Origin of the sequence: Allofrancisella inopinata (genome assembly GCF_012222965.1) — a bacterium.
Lineage (GTDB): Bacteria > Pseudomonadota > Gammaproteobacteria > Francisellales > Francisellaceae > Francisella > Francisella inopinata.
On sequence record NZ_CP038241.1, the window covers coordinates 605,078 to 625,284 of the forward strand.

The following is a 20,207-nucleotide window of genomic DNA, read 5'->3' on the forward strand; positions in this document are numbered from 1 at the left end:
TGTCTTCACTGGCTGACGGGTGATGTTAGCGGTAGAGAGGGGCTTGATGCCTGGAGATATTTAAGAGATATATTAAATACAAACACTTTGTTGAAGAATTTGAGTTTAGTGATTGAGTCAGAGAATTAGATTAAACTGAAGAGTTTGATCCTGGCTCAGATTGAACGCTGGTGGTATGCTTAACACATGCAAGTCGAACGGTAGCAGGTCTTCGGATGCTGACGAGTGGCGGACGGGTGAGTAACGCGTAGGAATTTACCCATTTGAGGGGATACCAGTTGGAAACGACTGTTAATACCGCATAATATCTGAGGATTAAAGGTGGCAACTTGTTGCTGCCGCGAATGGATGAGCCTGCGTTGGATTAGCTAGTTGGTAGGGTAAGGGCCTACCAAGGCGACGATCCATAGCTGATTTGAGAGGATGATCAGCCACATTGGGACTGAGACACGGCCCAAACTCCTACGGGAGGCAGCAGTGGGGAATATTGGACAATGGAGGAAACTCTGATCCAGCAATACCATGTGTGTGAAGAAGGCCTTAGGGTTGTAAAGCACTTTAGTTAGGGAGGAAGGTCTATTAGTTAATAGCTAATGGAATTGACGTTACCTAAAGAATAAGCACCGGCTAACTCCGTGCCAGCAGCCGCGGTAATACGGGGGTGCAAGCGTTAATCGGAATTACTGGGCGTAAAGGGTCTGTAGGTGGTTTGATAAGTCAGATGTGAAAGCCCAGGGCTCAACCTTGGAACTGCATTTGATACTGTCAAACTAGAGTATGGTAGAGGAATGGGGAATTTCTGGTGTAGCGGTGAAATGCGTAGAGATCAGAAGGAACACCGATGGCGAAGGCAACATTCTGGACTAATACTGACACTGAGGGACGAAAGCGTGGGGATCAAACAGGATTAGATACCCTGGTAGTCCACGCTGTAAACGATGAGTACTAGCTGTTGGGTTCGGTGTAAAGGGCCTAGTGGCGTAGCTAACGCGATAAGTACTCCGCCTGGGGACTACGGCCGCAAGGCTAAAACTCAAAGGAATTGACGGGGACCCGCACAAGCGGTGGAGCATGTGGTTTAATTCGATGCAACGCGAAGAACCTTACCTGGTCTTGACATCCACAGAACTTTTCAGAGATGAATTGGTGCCTTCGGGAACTGTGTGACAGGTGCTGCACGGCTGTCGTCAGCTCGTGTTGTGAAATGTTGGGTTAAGTCCCGCAACGAGCGCAACCCCTATTGATAGTTACCATCATTAAGTTGGGTACTCTATTGAGACTGCCGCTGACAAGGCGGAGGAAGGTGGGGACGACGTCAAGTCATCATGGCCCTTACGACCAGGGCTACACACGTGCTACAATGGGTATTACAGAGGGCTGCCAAACCGCGAGGTGGAGCGAAACTCAGAAAGGTACTCTTAGTCCGGATTGTTCTCTGCAACTCGAGAGCATGAAGTCGGAATCGCTAGTAATCGCGAATCAGAATGTCGCGGTGAATACGTTCCCGGTCTTGTACACACCGCCCGTCACACCATGGGAGTGGGTTGCTCCAGAAGTAGATAGCTTAACGGATGGGCGTTTACCACGGAGTGATTCATGACTAGGGTGAAGTCGTAACAAGGTAGCCGTAGGGGAACCTGCGGCTGGATCACCTCCTTAAAGGAAATACGAAAAGAATAATAAGAATAGAGCTTAATTGCTAATTCAGATGAATTGATAGAGTGTTTGTAGCTAATATATTTTAGTGTAAATAAGATACGGGTCTGTAGCTCAGTTGGTTAGAGCGCACCCCTGATAAGGGTGAGGTCGGTAGTTCAAGTCTACTCAGACCCACCATTTTTTTTTTGGCCCATAGCTCAGCTGGGAGAGCACCTGCTTTGCACGCAGGGGGTCAGCGGTTCGATCCCGCTTGGCTCCACCAATATTTTATTTGCATGAATATAGAGATATTTAACAATTTAGTATAGAAATAGACTTAAGAGAATAAGTGCAAGCGGTGGATGCCTTGGCATTCAGAGGCGAAGAAGGACGTGTTAGTCTGCGATAAGTCTGGGGTAGCTGACAAATAAGCGTTGATCCCGGAATTTCCGAATGGGGAACCCGGCTGGAGCAGTCCAGTCACTTTATCTGATATAAGATAGAGAGCGAACGAGGGGAACTGAAACATCTAAGTACCCTTAGGAAGAGAAATCAATTGAGATTCCCATAGTAGTGGCGAGCGAAGTGGGAAGAGCCTGGTATGATATAATTTTAATTATAGTAGAACAAGTTGGGAAGCTTGACGATAGAGGGTGATAGTCCCGTATACGAAATGATTAAGATGGAACTAAGCATACGAACAAGTAGGACGGGGCACGAGAAACCTTGTTTGAACATGGGGGACCATCCTCCAAGGCTAAATACTCCTGAATGACCGATAGTGAACTAGTACCGTGAGGGAAAGGTGAAAAGAACCCTAATAAAGGGAGTGAAATAGAATCTGAAACCGCTTGCATACAAGCAGTAGGAGCATGATTTAGTCATGTGACTGCGTACCTTTGTATAATGGGTCAGCGAGTTACTTTTAGTGGCGAGGATAACTGAATAAGGGATCCGTAGCGAAAGCGAGTTTTAATAGGGCGACTAGTCGCTAGGAGTAGACCCGAAACCGGCGCGATCTATCCATGGCCAGGTTGAAGGTTAGGTAATACTAACTGGAGGACCGAACCCGGTACTGTTGCAAAAGTATGGGATGAGCTGTGGATCGGAGTGAAAGGCTAATCAAGCACGGAGATAGCTGGTTCTCCCCGAAAACTATTTAGGTAGTGCCTCGTGAATTGACTGATTGGGGTAAAGCACTGTTTCGACTAGGGGGCTTTTACGAGCTTACCGAACTCGATGCAAACTCAGAATACGATCAAGTTTTATCACGGGAGACACACGGCGGGTGCTAAGGTCCGTCGTGGAAAGGAAACAGCCCAGACCGCCAACTAAGGTCCCTAAGTCATAGCTAAGTGGGAAACGAAGTGGGAAGGCCCAGACAGCCAGGAGGTTGGCTTAGAAGCAGCCATCCTTTAAAGAAAGCGTAATAGCTCACTGGTCGAGTCGGCCTGCACGTAAGATTTAACGGGGCTAAGCTATGCACCGAAGTTGCGGAATATATTTAATATATTGGTAGGGGAGCGTTCTGTAAGCCGATGAAGGTGAATTGAGAAGTTTGCTGGAGGTATCAGAAGTGCGAATGCTGACATGAGTAACGTAAAATAAGTGAGATTCTTATTGGCCGAAAACCCAAGGATTCCTACGCAATGTTAATCAACGTAGGGTAAGCCGGCCCCTAAGGCGTAGCTGAAGAGTGAAGTCGATGGGAAACAGGTTAATATTCCTGTGCTGCTTATATGAACGAAGGAGGGACGGAGAAGGCTAGGTAGGCTTGGCGCATGGTTGTCCAAGTGAAAGTAAGTAGGTAGAGTTATTAGGCAAATCCGGTAACTTGATAATCTGAGATACGAGACGAAGCCAAATTTATTTGGCGAAGCTACTGATGCCCTGCTTCCAGGAAAAGCTTCTAAGTATATTGTATAAGTAACCGTACTGTAAACCGACACTGGTGGGTAGGTAGAGAATACTAAGGCTATGAGAGAACTCTGGTGAAGGAACTAGGCAAAATGACACCGTAACTTTGGAAGAAGGTGTGCCCTTAATGGTGAAGTACTTGCTACGTAAGCTGTTGAGGGTTGCAAATACCAGGTGGCTGCGACTGTTTATCAAAAACACAGCACTCTGCGAACTCGAGAGAGGAAGTATAGGGTGTGACGCCTGCCCGGTGCTGGAAGGTTAATTGAAGGGGTTAGCTTAGGCGAAGCTCTGGATCGAAGCCCCAGTAAACGGCGGCCGTAACTATAACGGTCCTAAGGTAGCGAAATTCCTTGTCGGGTAAGTTCCGACCTGCACGAATGGCGTAACGATGGCCACACTGTCTCCACCAGAGGCTCAGTGAAATTGAAATCGCTGTGAAGATGCAGCGTACCCGCGGTTAGACGGAAAGACCCCGTGAACCTTTACTATAGCTTTGCACTGGACTTTGATCATTTATGTGTAGGATAGGTGGGAGACTAAGAAGCATGGTCGCTAGATCATGTGGAGTCGACCTTGAAATACCACCCTTGAATTATTGAAGTTCTAACTCAGTTGAAAGACGAGGACAGTGTATGGTGGGTAGTTTGACTGGGGCGGTCTCCTCCTAAAGAGTAACGGAGGAGTACGAAGGTGCACTCGGTATGGTCGGAAATCATACCAAGAGTATAAAGGCAAAAGTGCGCTTGACTGCGAGAGTGACGGCTCGAGCAGGTACGAAAGTAGGTCTTAGTGATCCGGTGGTTCTGTGGAAAAGGCCATCGCTCAACGGATAAAAGGTACTCCGGGGATAACAGGCTGATTCCTCCCAAGAGTTCATATCGACGGAGGAGTTTGGCACCTCGATGTCGGCTCATCACATCCTGGGGCTGAAGCAGGTCCCAAGGGTATGGCTGTTCGCCATTTAAAGTGGTACGCGAGCTGGGTTCAGAACGTCGTGAGACAGTTCGGTCCCTATCTGCCGTGGGCGTTAGAGATTTGAGAAGAGTTGCTCCTAGTACGAGAGGACCGGAGTGAACGAACCACTGGTGTTCCGGTTGTTTCGCCAGAAGCATTGCCGGGTAGCTACGTTCGGACGGGATAACCGCTGAAAGCATCTAAGCGGGAAGCCTCCTTCAAGATTAGATCTCTCAGGTTTAAAACCTGTAAGGAACGTTGGAGACTACGACGTTGATAGGCTGGGTGTGGAAGTGCAGTAATGTATGTAGCTTACCAGTACTAATGATCCGAGAGACTTAAGTCTATTTCTATGCTGAATTGTTAAATATCTTTATAATCCAAAACTCAAGTTTTGGCGATGATAGCTTGTAGGAACCACCTGATCCCTTTCCGAACTCAGAAGTGAAACTACAACACGCCGATGATAGTCTGGCTCTTGCCCAGGTGAAAGTAGGTAGTCGCCATCTTTTTTAAAAAAACAACAGAGCAATAAATACAAAAATATTAATTAAAAGCTTTGTCTTCGTTTATCCACAAAATTACTAGATTAGGTAAAACAGTTTGGGCTCTTTCATATTGATAATCATCTGGATAAGCTCTTATATCATCAAGTAACTTTGCTTGGGTTAGTTTAATTTCAGGCCTAGATTTGGTAACCTTGGGGTTAATTTGTTTACTCCATAAGTATACTGAATTTTTACTAATCTTAAATCTATCTGCTGTAGCTTGGTATGTTAAACCTTCAGACTCTTTTATCGATAATACTTTCTTACGAAAATCTAGTGAATAGGTCATTGGATCAAATACAAAATATTATAACTAAAATATAGTAATTTAGCTATATTTAGTAAATTTAATTTTCTTCTTTTGTAGGGATGCTAGTTCTTCTGCAGATTCTTGCTGTAATGAAAATTTAAGACTTCTCTTTTTATTGATATTTTCCAATAATAGAATCGGATCATTATTATTAAATTCATAATTATTTAATGATGTAAAGATATTTGTTGTCATATTTGAAGACCTTGATATAACGGTGTTACACAAGTTATTAAAAGAATTTTTAGGAGAGAAAGATGGGCCCATATTATTTTGGTTATTATTGAAATCAAAAGAATTTTTACGAGATAGAGAGAAGTCTATATTATTTTGATTATTATTAAAGTCAAAAGAATTTTTAGGAGAGAAAGATGGGCCCATATTATTTTGGTTATTATCGAAATCAAAAGAATTTTTACGAGATAGAGAGAAGTCTATATTATTTTGATTATTATTAAAGTCAAAAGAATTTTTAGGAGAGAAAGATGTGCCCATATTATTCTGGTTATTATTGAAATCAAAAGAATTTTTACGAGATAGAGAGAAGTCTATATTATTTTGATTATTATTAAAGTCAAAAGAATTTTTAGGAGAGAAAGATGGGCCCATATTATTTTGGTTATTATCGAAATCAAAAGAATTTTTACGAGATAGAGAGAAGTCTATATTATTTTGATTATTATTAAAGTCAAAAGAATTTTTAGGAGAGAAAGATGTGCCCATATTATTCTGGTTATTATTGAAATCAAAAGAATTTTTACGAGATAGAGAGAAGCCTATATTATTTTGATTATTATTAAAGTCAAAAGAATTTTTAGGAGAGAAAGATGTGCCCATATTATTCTGGTTATTATTGAAATCAAAAGAATTTTTACGAGATAGAGAGAAGCCTATATTATTTTGATTATTATTAAAGTCAGAAAAACTTTTACGAAAGAGATCGAAGCTTATATCATTTTGGTTATTAGAACTAATATTAAACTGTGTTGAGATTTGGTTTTCTTGGATATAAAATCCAGTGAACCAAGGGTGCTGCAAAGAGGTGCTAAGTTGGCTTGATACTTTTGTATAGTTAGCACCATTCCAAATCCAAATTCCGTGTTCATTATTATTGGTACTACTGTGTAAAATATACTTACTTAAGTAGGTGCTTATATTAGTTTCAACGTAGTCAGAGAGGATAATGTGGTATAGTTCAGTTTGTCCTTTATAATCCAAGAATTTTTTCCTAATATTAGAGGAATGATCCATACATATCTCTAATGATGCCTTAAACGTGTTATCAAAACAGTTTAGCATGTTATAATGTTGCAAAATAGAGCCAGGCATATACAATAAATTATCAGTATTGTCAACTTCATTAAAATTTGTGATTTTATTATATTTATAAATTCCAGTAGGCAAGATACAAAGGGCTGTATTTAAGACCATCTGACTATCAGGTTTAGTTTTTAACGTATCAAGACCTTTTTCTATATACTGTATTTCATTTTGTATATTTAAGTTCATAACGTTACATTTATAGTAGGTACCTTTATGACTTTCATAATGTTTTATGTATCTATCCTTTCGATGAAATTCAGCTGGGATCTTATTATTATTTTTTAGGCGCTGTTCTTCAATAGTGATATTTCGTTGTAATAGCTCTAGTTCATGGTTTTCAACTAAACATATGTAATTATTATTCTCATCTAAGAAATTGTTGAGATCAACAATTTTATTTTTTAGTTCGGTAAAGTGATCGACTACTTTTTTTCTTCTCATTACAGTTCCAATAATGAATACACAATTTTTACGCGTTAATGATTGGGACAAAGTGGATTTTAACTTTTTCCATTCCTGTTGGCAGATTGAAATAGAACCATCAATACTATGTCCATATAAGCTATATTCAGGTAGAATCACAATGTGATTGTCAGCATTGTTACAATATGTATTATAATAACTGGTCAGGTGTGATATAAACTCATTTAGACGCCCAGGACGTTGCTCTTTGGTGCATGGTTGAGGCAATTTATTTTTTGGCTGAAGAAGGTGAAAAGTTAAAGCTGTCATATTAGTTGTTCTCCACTCGTTTTTTAGGCTCTTGATTAAAAGTTTCCTTTTGCTAAATAAAATAATATAGCTTTAAAGTATAATTCGATATGAGGTGCATTTAATAAGAGGTAAGAATTCTTACTAGTTGTTACTCTTCTAAAAGACTGGTTTATAGAGCCTAAAATATTTAAAATCTGGGAAATAATATAAGTAGTTAGCTATGTAGTAAACTTAAACGTTGAGGTTACAATCTAGTATTTATAAGAAAAAAACACTTTAAGGAACTAGTTTCTGAAATAGGTTATACTTTTTTTAGGATAAAACTAAGCTCTATTTGTATGGGTAGAATCTAGTTTTCTAATTAAACAATAATAAAATCCATCACCATTTTCTTCAAATGGTAATATTTGGTAACCAAAATCTGTTTTATACTCTTCTAAAAGCTGTATTTTTTCAATTTTAGCATTATGGTTTTTACTTAGGAATTTATTTATTTGATCTTGGTTTTCTTGTTTTAGTATTGAGCAAGTTATGTATAAAAGGTAACCGCCTTCTTCTAAATTATTATCCCATAAGTTTTGCAAAATCTGTTGTTGTAATAACTGAATATTTTCAATATCTTTAGGTTTTCGCAAAAGCTTAATATCTGGATTCCGTTTTAAAGTTCCTAAAGCTGAGCAGGGGGCATCAAGAATTATCTTGTTAAACTTTCCATTAAATGGTCTAGTCAAGTCATGTTTGACTATATTTATGTGATTACTTGCGTTAACTCTAGTTACACTACTTTTTAGTAATTCTAATCTTTTATCAATTATATCAACAGCAGTAATTTTAGTTTTAGGATTTAATTCTATGAGATGTGTGGTTTTACCACCAGGGGCAGCACATGCATCTAATATATTATCATGGTCTTGAGGGTTTATTATCCAGCCAGCATATTGTGCGGATATATCTTGTACTGTGAAATAACCATCGTTAAAAAGACGATTTTTTTGTATATCAATAGCAGTTTTTAGTTCTATACAGTTTTCTACTTTAGTAGTAGAAAATGCAATATTATTTTCTTTTAGGTAATTAATAACTAGTTGAGAGTCTTTATTTCTATTAAGACGTATAAACATATTAGCTTTAGAGTTGACACCTTTAGCTATTTTAAGATGATTCTTTGGATATTGCTTTTTGAGTATATTGATTATCCAATTAGGTAAATCAAGAAGTTTGTATTCTAAATAATCAGTTTTGATTTGCTCTATATTTCTTAGAACGTTTCTTAATACTCCATTGACAAGCTTTTTAGCCCAAATAATTTTTAAATCTTTACAAGCATTTACAGTTTCATTAATAGTAGCGTAGTGAGGCTGATTAGTTTCTAAAAGTTGTAAAGTCCCAAGCATTACTAGGATTTTAACGTTAGATTTAGTGTTTTTATTGATAAAATTCTGGGTAATTCTTTCTATAGAATAATAATTTCTAAAAAACTCGTAACAAAGTAACTTTATAAAAGATTTATCTTGATCAGTTATCTGCAGTTGAGATAATTTATTATCGATAGTTAAAAGAGAATATTTGTTAGCTAAAATGTCTGTAATAGATTTAGCAGCAATAGCTCTAGTATTCATTATTTAACATGTTTTGCTAGAAGTTTTATAAGCTTTGGTTGTATTTTTTTGTTTCCAGCGACTATTACTTGTAAATTGTGAATATCACTAACACCTTTAATGTCTGTAATAATAGCACCAGCTTCTTTTGCAATAACATATCCAGCTGCGATATCCCATAATTCAACATAACTACAAGTCCAAAGTCCATCAATATATCCAGCTGCTAAATATGCCATATCCATAGCGATACTACCAGAATACCTGTAGCCTGCAATTTGCTGTTGAAGTTTTATTAATTCTGCTACGTAACTATCATTAAAAGTTTTACGTGAATATTTTAATGATGCTGATATCAAAGTATCATCTAACTCTTGACTTTGTGACACTCTGATTTTTTTACCATTTAGTTGAGCACCTTGACCTTTATATGCACTAAACATTAAATCCAAAAATGGATTATAGATTACACCAAGTACTAATTCCTCATCTTTTTTAAGAGCTATAGAAATACAGCAGTGGGGCAGACCATGAACAAAGTTGTTAGTGCCATCAATAGGATCAATTATCCAAGAAAATCTACTTTCTTTGTTACCGAATTCACCAGCTTCTTCTGTAATGAAATAATCATCAAAGCCTAGCTTTTTTATACTATCAACAAGAAAATTCTCTACAGCTATATCAATATTTGACATGATAGTATTATTAGCTTTCTTAGAGGTTTTTATAGAGCTTATGTCATTTTGAGCTTGTAGAATTATTTTTCCAGCTTTTCTGGCAGTGGTAGTGATCGCATTTACGATTGGCTTCATAATTAGAATTTAAAGTTTTAAATTTTTTACATATGATACATTATTTATTGCTAAAATAGCATAGGTAGATTTAAATAAACTTGTATTACACATTATGCACAGCTGTTGAACGTTGACTAACTTAGAATCTATGATTCTAGTATCCAGCATTAAATTATAGCAGTTATTAGGTAAGTTATAGTAAGCCCACCAAAAAACAACCAAGCAAACAATATTAAAGCTAGTAATAAAGGCTTAATTCCAGCTTTGATAAACTTAGATACATGAGTTTCAAGTCCAAGAGCGGTCATAGCCATAGCTAAAAGAAATTGGTCTATTTGAACTATTGAGTGTACAGCAACGTGAGGTAGCAGATCTAAAGAATTAAACCCTGCCACAACGATAAATCCAATAGCAAACCAAGGAATAATTTTCATAATAGAATCAGTAGACGGTTGAGTGTGTGTCTTATGTGCAACATCAACTACAGTTCTAGATAACCATATGCCTATAATTATTAGCATAGGAGCTAACATCATTACACGGATCATTTTTACAGTTACAGCTATTTCTTCAGCATGATGACCAACGGCACTACCGGCTGCTACTACTTGCGCGACTTCATGAATAGATCCACCAGCAAAGATGCCGTACTGTGTTTGGTCTAAATTCCCTAAAAGGCCAGCTTTCATTAAGACAGGATATAAGAACATACTAATTGTACCAAACAATACAACAGTACCTACTGCCATAGCAGCTTTATAGGATTCAGATTTTAGCGTTCCTTCAGCAGCTAATACAGCAGCAGCCCCACAAATAGCGCTACCAGCAGCTACTAATATAGAACTATCTCTATCTAAGCCAAAAACTTTTGTACCTATAGCTATTCCTAACACTAAAGTTGAAACTAACATGATTATAGATACTAGAAGACCAGCTAACCCTACAGATGCTATGAGTTGGAAAGTTAAATTAAAACCATAAAAGATAATAGCTAATCTAAGTATTTTTTTAGCACTGAATACTATGCCATCTTTCCACTGGCTTATAATTTTACTGGCAGGTGTGTGAGTTAGTAACATACCTAGTAAAATACCAATAATTAAAGGACTAATTCCTAGCTTGGCAACAACTGGGACTTTTGCAATAAAATATGCAATACTAGCTACTGATGCAACAAATATGACACCATAAATTGCATTTAGAGAGAAATGTTTTGTCATTTTTAATACCTTGTTTATTATTATCTACTTATTTATAACTATACGCTATTAGTCATTTTTTTTAAAATAAAAAGATTTTATAAACGTTATCAAAAAAACTAATATGTATATTTGTTATAAAGAGTAAGAAACCCTTGAAAAGGATTTGTGTAGGGTATAAGGGATTTAGTGGGTAATTGACTTTATATTTTCTTTTGAGTAAATAGCGGCAAAAACAATCAATATAAAAGATATTAAATAAAAGATAAGCACGGCATGCATTACAGTTGTTAAGCCAAAAAATTTGTTTATAAAAGCTCCAGTTGTTGTTGATAAAGCTGTGCCTGTCGTTCCAAATAGAAGAATAGTAGTTATTAGTGTTGGTGGAGGATTCTGCATTTGGAAAGTTCCATAAGCTAGTAATCCAGCATAGATATAGCAGTTAAACAAACCAAATATAATAGCAGCTTTTAAGACTATGTTTATATCAGGGATGTAGACAATACATGATAAAGCGATTAATCCTACAAATGTAAACAATGGAAGAATAAGCCTTAAAGGAACTACCCTAGTTATCAATGGGCTTATGAATAAACCTATACTTTGAGCTGTCCAAAAGTATGATAATGGTTTATTTGCATCTATGATACCCCATCCAAGCACTTCTTGGAAATATGTTTGAGCATAACTAGTCATAGTTATTTGAGCTAACAAAAATAAAAAAGCGGAGAAAGCTATGCAATACAAACTAAAGTTCCACAAAGAAAAATTCAGATTAAGGTTTAAGCTTTTAATGCCAGTAGTATGTCTATTAAGTATTGAAAAGTCAGAAAATACTGTTAATAATAGAATTGCTATAGCTGTTATTTGTAAAATTGAGTATATAGTATACCATTGGAAATTTTCTGTAATTAAATATGCAGCAAAAATTGGTACTAATGCGCCACCAAAACTAAAGAAAAAGTCAGTAAAAATAACGTTCATAGCTCTTATTTTATGATCACTGTAGATATGTACAATCATATAGCTACTTATAGCCATAAATAGCCCTCCGGTGATGCCCACACAAGTTAGTAATATCTTTAGTGTAAACATAGAAGGAAAAATGCTTGTAAGTAGTGAGGATATAATACCAATTGCTACAGCTACTAATAATAAAAGTTTTATTGAAAATCTATTCATTAGAAAACCAATTATAAGTATAGCAAACCACATTGATACATTAATAAAGGTAAAAGCAAAACCTATATTACTATCATCAAAGTATTCTGATAATGGACGCATTACAGCTCCAGTAACTAAAACAACATTGGCTGTATAAAAGTAGCAAAGATAGCAAATTATGGTTAACAAAAGTTTATTTTTAAAAGAAGTTGTACCATTTGTTATATTTTCCATTAATGATTCCGCAGTATAAATGATATGAAGGCTTTATTCTTGCACATTGTTATGTTTTTAGCAAGAGACTTACTTACCACTTTTAATATAAACTAATTATATACTTTTTTAGTTGAGATAAAATACTGTAGTAAGATGATTGCTGTATAGAAGAGCTTTTATAGTTTTTTTTATACTGATTATTTTCTAGATATAAATTATTACAATTTTTATCCAGTTCTGGCCTAACGTAGACTCCACTTTCTAGTAAAATAATTTCATTTTCAATAATAGTCATTATCTGGAGTACACTGCTGCTATTTTCTAATAACTTAAGCACAAAGATAGCTCTGTCATTATAATGATGGTTACTAAATATATTATGAAAAGAATTATATATATATTTATCTTTGAGTATCTGTATACAATAAAGTTTTATATCTACTAGGGAAAGGTTTTGTTGCTCTAAATTAATTTGAGGCTTTAGTGGTATTTGTTTTAATGGTTGTTTATTTACTTCACTATCATATCTAATTAATAAATCTTCGAGTTTATTTGAAAACTCGCTAAAATACTCACATTTATACATTTTATTTATGCAAGTGAAAGTTTTATTTACATCTAGGCTAAGAATATGCTCTAGTACCAATAACGTTTCTTTTATTGAGCTTTCTAGATTATCTATAGAGTCATTTTTATGCACAAAGTTTTTACTGATACTTTCATTAATTAGTGAGTAATATATTTCACTCACTGTCATTAGGGTATAATCTAGCAAAGCTTCCATACTATTGTTTATATGTTCATAGTTATCTTCAGAAACTTCATTTTCTAGTAATAATTTTTTAGCATAAAATAGATTTTTACTATCTACATATATATAAGATTTATTTAAAGCAGGGTGTGGAATATCAATTTTGTTATTTGTTTTTTCAGCTAAATATAGTTGCCCATATTTATTACATCCTATTTTATTATTTTTGCCGGTATATGCTGGTAAGTCTTCCATTATTCTATTACCTCTTAGATCTCTTCCGAAAGGCATTTTCACATATGATATTCTAGTCAGATTATAAATATATTTTTGTAGCTCGTGAGCAAATTCTTGAGCAAAAGGTTTTATGTGACTATTATTATAGTTTTCGTTGTAAAGACCAGCTACGCATACGTCTAATTCTACAAAATTTATAATCTCATTTTTCAATAAATTAACTTGGCCTTGATGATTGAAAAAGCTAGCACAAAGATACGCTAACTCGTGTGCTGATAGTGCGCCTGCTTTTTGATAAGTTTCTCCATGCCCAGTAAAAAATAGTTTCATTTTAAAAGAAGAACTATTTTTTAGCTGTAGTGAATCTCTTAGAGCCGGGATAACAACGGTATTTAGCTCCTTGATACATTGACTATAATTATCGGTGCGTGACACTATAAATTTAGCGTTTTTATAACTATCTTTAGTCTTCTTTTTTCCATAGACAGTCATCTCTTCATATACTTGTTTAGCAGAGTCTTTTGAAATTAGTAATCTATTTTTAATAGAACTATATTCTTCAACAGTAGTTTCTACAAAACCATTATTGATATTATTTTGGTAAGTTGGACCACCTACTCTCATGTCTATGGCATTATTTACAGGATTTATACCATCTTTGGATGTTGAATAGCTAGCTAACATCCATATAAAATCATACATGATTACTTTTACTTATAATTTTTGTTATTAAATATCTTGGGCCTTATTTTATCACATCGTTTCTAAATGAGCCTAAATTTCTGGAATTTTGCTTTGTAGTAAAGCAATAATTAACGTTGAGTTTTTGTAAGTTTATATTTTTTTGTTTTAAGCTACCTTCTTGCATCCATAAGGTTCTATTAACTTCGTATATATCCATGTTACGTTCAATGTATTTATCAGAGATCTCTCTTTTTTCCTCATGAAAGTGATATTTTACTAATGAGGAAGCCCCACTTAGTACATATATAGCATTTTGTAGACCTATTTCTAACTCTTGATATATCTGACTTTTAGTGCTATTTCCACCCATGCTAGGGTAATAAAACATACAAGGTTCGCCCAAGTATTTGTTAGTTTCAATTTTTACAAACGCACCAAGAGTACGTGTGTTCAAGTCATTTTCTAAGTGACATATTTCAAGGTTTTGTATAGCTTTAGCAAGTGCTTTAAATAATATATCCTTTCTTACAGAAGTATCTTGGCAGACATCAATCCCATCAATATCTCGATTATATATATCCATAATAGCTTCACATAGGATCAAAGAATCTGTGTTGGTTAGAATATTTTTAGTTTTATGTGATGAGCCAGATATTTTTTGTCCTTGATGAGAGTGCCGCTGGGCTAATGTCAACGTAACATTAGAAGCTTCATATTTTATTTTATTTAAAATAGTTGCATTGATACCTAATTGTTGTTTAAGTTCATTAGAATTTTCTATATGTTCTTTCATTATAGCATTAGATGTCTCGTAATCTACTAGATCATAGCTACATTGGCACCCCTGTTTTATAGATGAAGTATTAGCTTTTCCACCTGTTTTAGTTTTTATAATAGTATGGAGTTCTTTATATTTTTCTGCATCCCATTTTTGAGTGGCTTGCATTTTTATTATAGCCTCAATTTGGGCAGAATAATAACCTGGTTCTTCTTTCTCATATTCGACAGGTTTTTTAAGCCCATGTATGTAGTTTTGCTTTCCTAGTGGTACTTTTACCATATGACGTCCGTCCGTAAGTAAAATTTTCCATAGACTTTCTTCACTTTGATCTGGAAAAGGCATACAAAATATTTGTAATATCTCAAAATTAACCTTATCTTATACTTACATTATCTAGTTTCATATATGGTTTTTTTAATAGAAGATATCAATTTGGCACTGATATATAGTAAGGTCGCTGTTGCAAATATCTAAATTTATCACAAAATATAAATTTAAATAGCATCACCCATTTGAAATATTGGCATGTACATACTTACTACTAAGAAACCAACTACACCACCTAAAACTACCATAATGATAGGTTCCAGCATTGAGCTTAGACTCTCAACAATTGTATCTACTTCTTCTTGATAGACTCTATTTAGATTGCCAAGCATAGTTTCTAATGCTCCAGATTCTTCACCTACAGATATCATTTGCTCTACTAAAAAAGGAAAGCAACCAGTCTCAACTATAGCATCTTTAAAAGAGGCTCCTTCATTAATACTTTTTTTAATATCAAGAGCAGCTTGGTCATATTTAGCATTACCCGTTGCTAGAGAAACCATATCTAAAGCTCTAGTTAAGCTCATACCAGATTGAACAGTAATTTCAAGAGTGCTAGAAAACCGTGCTAAAGCAGATTTGAAAACTACTTCTCCAATAATTGGTATTTTAAGCATGAAGTGGTCTTGGAATATTTGGATTCGTGGGTATTTAAGTTTTAATGACTTATAAACACCAATAACTATAAAGATTCCTAGTATTATTTTCCACCAAGCATCTTGCATAAAATTCGATGCATTAACAGTCATTTGTGTAATTGCTGGTAAAGGTTTTCCAGAGTTTATAAACATTGCTGAAAATGCAGGTACAGCAAAAGTTAATAAAATACCAGTGACCCCTGCAGCAATCACGCATACTATTATAGGATAAGATAGAGCTTTCTTAACTTTCTTTTTGATAGATTGTAAATTTTCTCGTTGATCAGCAATTTTATTTAGCATTAGATCAAGATTTCCAGATTCTTCACCAGCAGTTATCAAGCCTATGTATAACTTATCAAAAAGTTTTGGAAATTGACTAAGAGCCTTAGAAAATGATTCTCCAGATTCAATAGATTGCTTAAGTTGGATTGTCATAACCTTTAAGCGAGGATGCTTTCTAATTCCCATTATAAATACTTCAAACGATTTTATAATAGGGATACCAGCTTTTGTCATAGTAGCAAGTTGACGAGTCATTTCAGTAATATCTTGGTATGAAATTTTTTTTGGGAATATATCTTTAGGTTGCTTCTTGAGCTTTATTTCAGAATAGCCTTTTTGTCTAAGTAAGATCTCGGCTTTTTCTTTTGTATCAGCATCAATAGAACCTTTTATTCGCTTACCATTTTTTAACTTTACCTTGTAACTCCAAGATATTATAGTTATTGTGTTTTTATCTTTTTTTCGAAATAACATAACTTTTTTCCTTAACTTACGCGGTATGCTTCTTCCATTGATGTTAAACCTTCAGCAACCCTGACAAGAGCTGATTGCCTAACTGTAGCTATACCTTCTTTTTGTGCTTGTTGAGCAATTTCCATAGTGTTTCTATCTTCTAAAATCATTTTTGATATTGTTCTAGAAACAGGCATTACTTCATATAATCCTAGACGCCCTTTATAGCCTTTAAAACACCTTGGGCAACCTTTGGGATTAGGTTTATATATAACTGCTTTTTTTATTTCACTAAGGGTGATGTTAAATGTTTCTGATAATATATAATCATTTAACCCACTATCTTCAACAAGCATAGCAAATTCAGTTTCAGTATCCTTAACTTTACACCTTGGGCATAACTTACGTGTTAAACGTTGGGCTATAATCAACGTAACAGAAGTTGCGATGTTGTAGCGGGGTAATCCCATATCTACAAGCCTATTGAGGGTCTCAGGAGCACTATTTGTATGTAAGGTTGACATTACTAAGTGTCCAGTTTGAGAAGCCTTAATTGCAATAGATCCAGTCTCAATATCCCGTATCTCACCAACCATGATAATATCTGGATCTTGACGTAAGAAAGCTTTAAGAGCAGCTGCAAATGTAAGCCCTTGTTTGTTATTTACATTCACCTGATTGATGCCTCTTACTATTAATTCTACGGGGTCTTCAGCTGTAGATATATTTTTCTCAATTTTATTTAGAATATTTATTCCGGTATATAAAGTCACAGTTTTACCAGAACCTGTAGGGCCTGTTACAAGAACCATTCCTTGTGGTTGATGTATAGTATCTAGATAAAGCTTTTTTTGTTTCTCTGAAAAACCTAATGCTTCTATAGGAATTTGGGTGTTACTAGAATCCAAAATACGCAGCACTACTTTTTCACCAAAGCTTATTGGGCAAGTACTTACACGAAAATCAATAGCTTTTTCGCGTGAGAGGGATATTTTAAATTTACCATCTTGAGGTATCCTTTTTTCTGCAATATCTAGACTTGCCATAATTTTAAGTCTAGAGATAACTTTTGGTCCTAAGTTTTTTGTCGTGTTAAATGTCTCTACTAAAAGGCCATCAATTCTATATCTAATTCGGAAATTTTTCTCATAAGGTTCAAAGTGTATATCTGAAGCTCCTTTTTGGATAGCATCAACTATAGTATTGTTTATAAATCTGATAATAGGAGCTTCATCATCTTCTGTATCTAAAAAAGCATCTCCTTCACGCTCACCCTCATCGACAAAGTCAATGTCAAGCTCGACATTTTCCATTTTTTCACTCAGTGAAGAATCATCAGCTTTTTGCCCTTCATCTTTCAAATATTGATTAAATTCTAGTATTTTTTCTTTTAAATGATTTAGTTCACCAACTATTGCAATAAAAGGTTGATCATATTTGTTACGTAAGGTTTTTAATATTTGTTGGCTGTCTAGGGGGTTTGCAATTGCAACATACACAACGTGTTTTCTTACAAAAAGAGGTAAGCAATTATTTTTTTCACAAAATTCTAAATCAAAAAACTCTTGTGGCAGAAATTTAACATTAATAGCAGTTAAGTCTATATATTGTAAACGTAACAAAGTTGCAGATTCAAACATAAAATCTCTGCTGTTAACTATTTCGTGCTCTATTAAATAGTTTAAAAAACCTGTTTTGCCCAAGTCTTTTTCAAGGCTGACTTCTTCTAGCTTTTCTTTGGTTATAAGTTTACGATGTAAAAGTAAAGAGGCTAGTTTTTTGCAAATATGAGGGTTATTAATCATTTAATTAAATTTGGCTACAGATTATCAGAAATTATAACACGGTTGCTTATATTATAAAAAAACAAAAAACAATTTATGTTTTATATAATACCAATTCCAACACATATTATTACTTTCTAACTTTGTATTTCATACCTAATTTAATTCTTTAATATTTGCCAATAGCTATTGCTATTGCCTGCGCATCAAAAACCTAAATTAGTCATAAACTCCTTTGTGATAAATGCAACAATTTATGTTGGAATTGGTATAACTTGGTAGTTTGAAAAAATATTTTACTAAAATTCAGTAGTTCGTGTATAATCGCCACTGGTAAATGTTAAACAATATTTATATGAAAATAGATAAATTTATTTCCCACCGTGGGGCAAATACGGATTTTGTTGAAAATACAATACAAGCATTTGAACATGCTAAAAACTATGGTTTTAAATGGTTTGAGATTGATGTTCAAATGAGCAAAGATGGCGAACTGTTTTTGTTTCATGATAAAACTTGCCAAAGGCTGGCTAATTTAAATTCTGAAGTTACTGAGATGACAATTGATAGGCTTAAAGATTTAGAAATTGTACACCCTATTTTGGATATTAAGGGTTCGATACCAACTTTTAAAGAATATCTTGATTGGGCTACCAAAAATGATGTTTATACAAATGTAGAAATAAAGATAAATAAAGATTGTTTAGAATATGAAAAAACTATTGTCACAAAAGTTTTAGATGTTTTAAATGGTTATCCAGAAATGCAAGGTAAAATTTTTATATCAAGTTTCTCTAATTCTGTAATGAAGTTTTTGGAACAGGATAAAAAATATCAAAAAGGTAAGTTGTATTATACAACTAACTGGGATGAAGATTTTAATTATATAAACACTATTTTATACACACACTTTAAAGTAAATAAGTATTTAGCATTAATTATAAACTATGATTGCTTGAGTCAGCAGAGGTTAGAATACCTTAGGAAAAAGTTTGGTAATGTATTTGTCTACTCAGCTTGCTCTGATTATGAGGTTGAAACTTTATTATCATGGGGAGCAGATGCTATATTTGTGGATAAAAAAGAGCAACTTCACTTAAAGTCTATAAATACTGCTTAAGTAGTATTTCTACTTCTTTAATTATGTTCTCACTATGAGAGCACTCTGAAGGGTAAAAATATTTTAATTCGATATAAGAATCAGCAATCCTATATTTGAAGCTAACAAATGGATATTTTTGCTTTATTATTTCTAGTTTTTCAGCTAAAAAACTTTCACCGATCCTATAAATATCCCATTTTTTTCTTATGACTTTTTTATAGTGAGTTTGTTTTTCAAAGTCTAAATTTTCAAGCATAGGGATACATTCTTTAGGGGGGCCAGGAAAAGCATAAATATATCTATTTTTTTCAAACTCTAGCTTAAAACCATTTGCACTACCATTATTATTAATTATAGTTTTAGAGCCTTCAGGGAACAAAGCTTGCTTTTTTGCTCCTAAAGTAACTTTACCATATTTTCCAATCATTCTCTGTTCTATCTTCATCCAAGAATCTTGGTCTAGCACCAGTTCTTTGTTAGAAAAAATAGCTATTGCTTCTGCGGTTAAGTCATCTTCAGTAGGTCCTAAACCACCAATAGTTATTATACTATGATGTGAATTTTTTAAAAAAAATATACTAGATGCGATATCTTTTACATTATCGTTACAGATTACATGAAAACCAATATTAAATCCATTTGCAGTTAGATGCTTGGCAAAAATGGTCGTATTAGTATTAACTATATCACCATCAGTTATTTCATCACCAATAGCAATAATTCCAAAATCGTACTTCATTTTCCACTCGCAGGACTGGGTAACCAGACAGAATTTTAATTATTTTTA

General features: G+C 34.5%; 12 protein-coding genes, 1 tRNA gene and 3 rRNA genes. 5 read left to right on the forward strand and 11 right to left on the reverse strand.

Annotated features, from left to right (window positions below; translation table 11 throughout):
* Positions 1-132 precede the first annotated feature (132 nt).
* The 4 genes from E4K63_RS02805 to rrf all read left to right on the forward strand — a co-directional run bounded on the left by E4K63_RS02805 (position 133) and on the right by rrf (position 5,021).
* Positions 133-1,659, forward strand: a 16S ribosomal RNA gene (locus E4K63_RS02805).
* 100 nt (positions 1,660-1,759) lie between these two features.
* Positions 1,760-1,836: transfer RNA gene (locus E4K63_RS02810), tRNA-Ile, on the forward strand.
* 137 nt (positions 1,837-1,973) lie between these two features.
* Positions 1,974-4,858, forward strand: a 23S ribosomal RNA gene (locus E4K63_RS02815).
* Between the two features lie 47 nt (positions 4,859-4,905).
* A 5S ribosomal RNA gene (gene rrf / locus E4K63_RS02820) occupies positions 4,906-5,021 on the forward strand.
* The 16S, 23S and 5S rRNA genes sit together here with 1 tRNA gene alongside, the layout of an rRNA operon.
* A 37-nt stretch (positions 5,022-5,058) precedes the next feature.
* Here rrf and E4K63_RS02825 read toward each other — a convergent pair.
* The 10 genes from E4K63_RS02825 to pilB form a co-directional block, all read right to left on the reverse strand.
* Positions 5,059-5,349, reverse strand: coding sequence for an IS630 transposase-related protein (locus tag E4K63_RS02825; RefSeq protein ID WP_133941135.1), 291 nt, complete (start codon positions 5,347-5,349; stop codon positions 5,059-5,061).
* A gap of 39 nt (positions 5,350-5,388) precedes the next feature.
* Entirely contained in the window at positions 5,389-7,425 is a 2,037-nt protein-coding gene (locus tag E4K63_RS02830) for a fimbria/pilus outer membrane usher protein (RefSeq protein WP_179965685.1), read from the reverse strand.
* A gap of 305 nt (positions 7,426-7,730) precedes the next feature.
* Positions 7,731-9,026 carry a 16S rRNA (cytosine(967)-C(5))-methyltransferase RsmB gene (gene rsmB, locus E4K63_RS02835; RefSeq protein WP_133941139.1) on the reverse strand — a complete coding sequence of 432 codons (1,296 nt, stop codon included), beginning with the start codon at positions 9,024-9,026 and terminating at the stop codon, positions 7,731-7,733.
* Positions 9,026-9,817, reverse strand: coding sequence for an inositol monophosphatase family protein (locus E4K63_RS02840; RefSeq protein WP_133941140.1), 792 nt, complete (start codon positions 9,815-9,817; stop codon positions 9,026-9,028). The genes rsmB and E4K63_RS02840 overlap by 1 nt, the downstream gene beginning before the upstream one ends.
* A 149-nt stretch (positions 9,818-9,966) precedes the next feature.
* Entirely contained in the window at positions 9,967-11,019 is a 1,053-nt protein-coding gene (locus tag E4K63_RS02845) for a YeiH family protein (protein ID WP_133941142.1), read from the reverse strand.
* Between the two features lie 165 nt (positions 11,020-11,184).
* Positions 11,185-12,396, reverse strand: coding sequence for an MFS transporter TsgA (gene tsgA, locus E4K63_RS02850; protein WP_133941144.1), 1,212 nt, complete (start codon positions 12,394-12,396; stop codon positions 11,185-11,187).
* An 82-nt stretch (positions 12,397-12,478) separates the two neighbouring features.
* Positions 12,479-14,068 (reverse strand): hypothetical protein, encoded by a 1,590-nt coding sequence (locus E4K63_RS02855; RefSeq protein ID WP_133941146.1) that lies wholly within the window; start codon positions 14,066-14,068, stop codon positions 12,479-12,481.
* A 43-nt stretch (positions 14,069-14,111) separates the two neighbouring features.
* On the reverse strand, positions 14,112-15,173 hold the full coding sequence (locus E4K63_RS02860; RefSeq protein ID WP_133941148.1) for a hypothetical protein: 1,062 nt from the start codon (positions 15,171-15,173) through the stop codon (positions 14,112-14,114).
* Between the two features lie 152 nt (positions 15,174-15,325).
* Positions 15,326-16,555, reverse strand: a complete 1,230-nt coding sequence (locus E4K63_RS02865) for a type II secretion system F family protein (RefSeq protein WP_133941150.1) — start codon at positions 16,553-16,555, stop codon at positions 15,326-15,328.
* Between the two features lie 11 nt (positions 16,556-16,566).
* Entirely contained in the window at positions 16,567-18,339 is a 1,773-nt protein-coding gene (gene pilB / locus E4K63_RS02870; protein WP_133941152.1) for a type IV-A pilus assembly ATPase PilB, read from the reverse strand.
* A gap of 334 nt (positions 18,340-18,673) precedes the next feature.
* Here pilB and E4K63_RS02875 point away from each other — a divergent pair, with 334 nt between their 5' ends.
* Entirely contained in the window at positions 18,674-19,438 is a 765-nt protein-coding gene (locus E4K63_RS02875; protein WP_133941154.1) for a glycerophosphodiester phosphodiesterase family protein, read from the forward strand.
* Here the strand turns inward: E4K63_RS02875 and E4K63_RS02880 are convergent.
* Positions 19,422-20,159: a competence/damage-inducible protein A gene (locus E4K63_RS02880; protein WP_133941155.1), complete on the reverse strand. Its 738-nt coding sequence runs from the start codon at positions 20,157-20,159 to the stop codon at positions 19,422-19,424. The two genes, E4K63_RS02875 and E4K63_RS02880, sit on opposite strands and share 17 nt — an antisense overlap.
* Positions 20,160-20,207 lie beyond the last annotated feature (48 nt).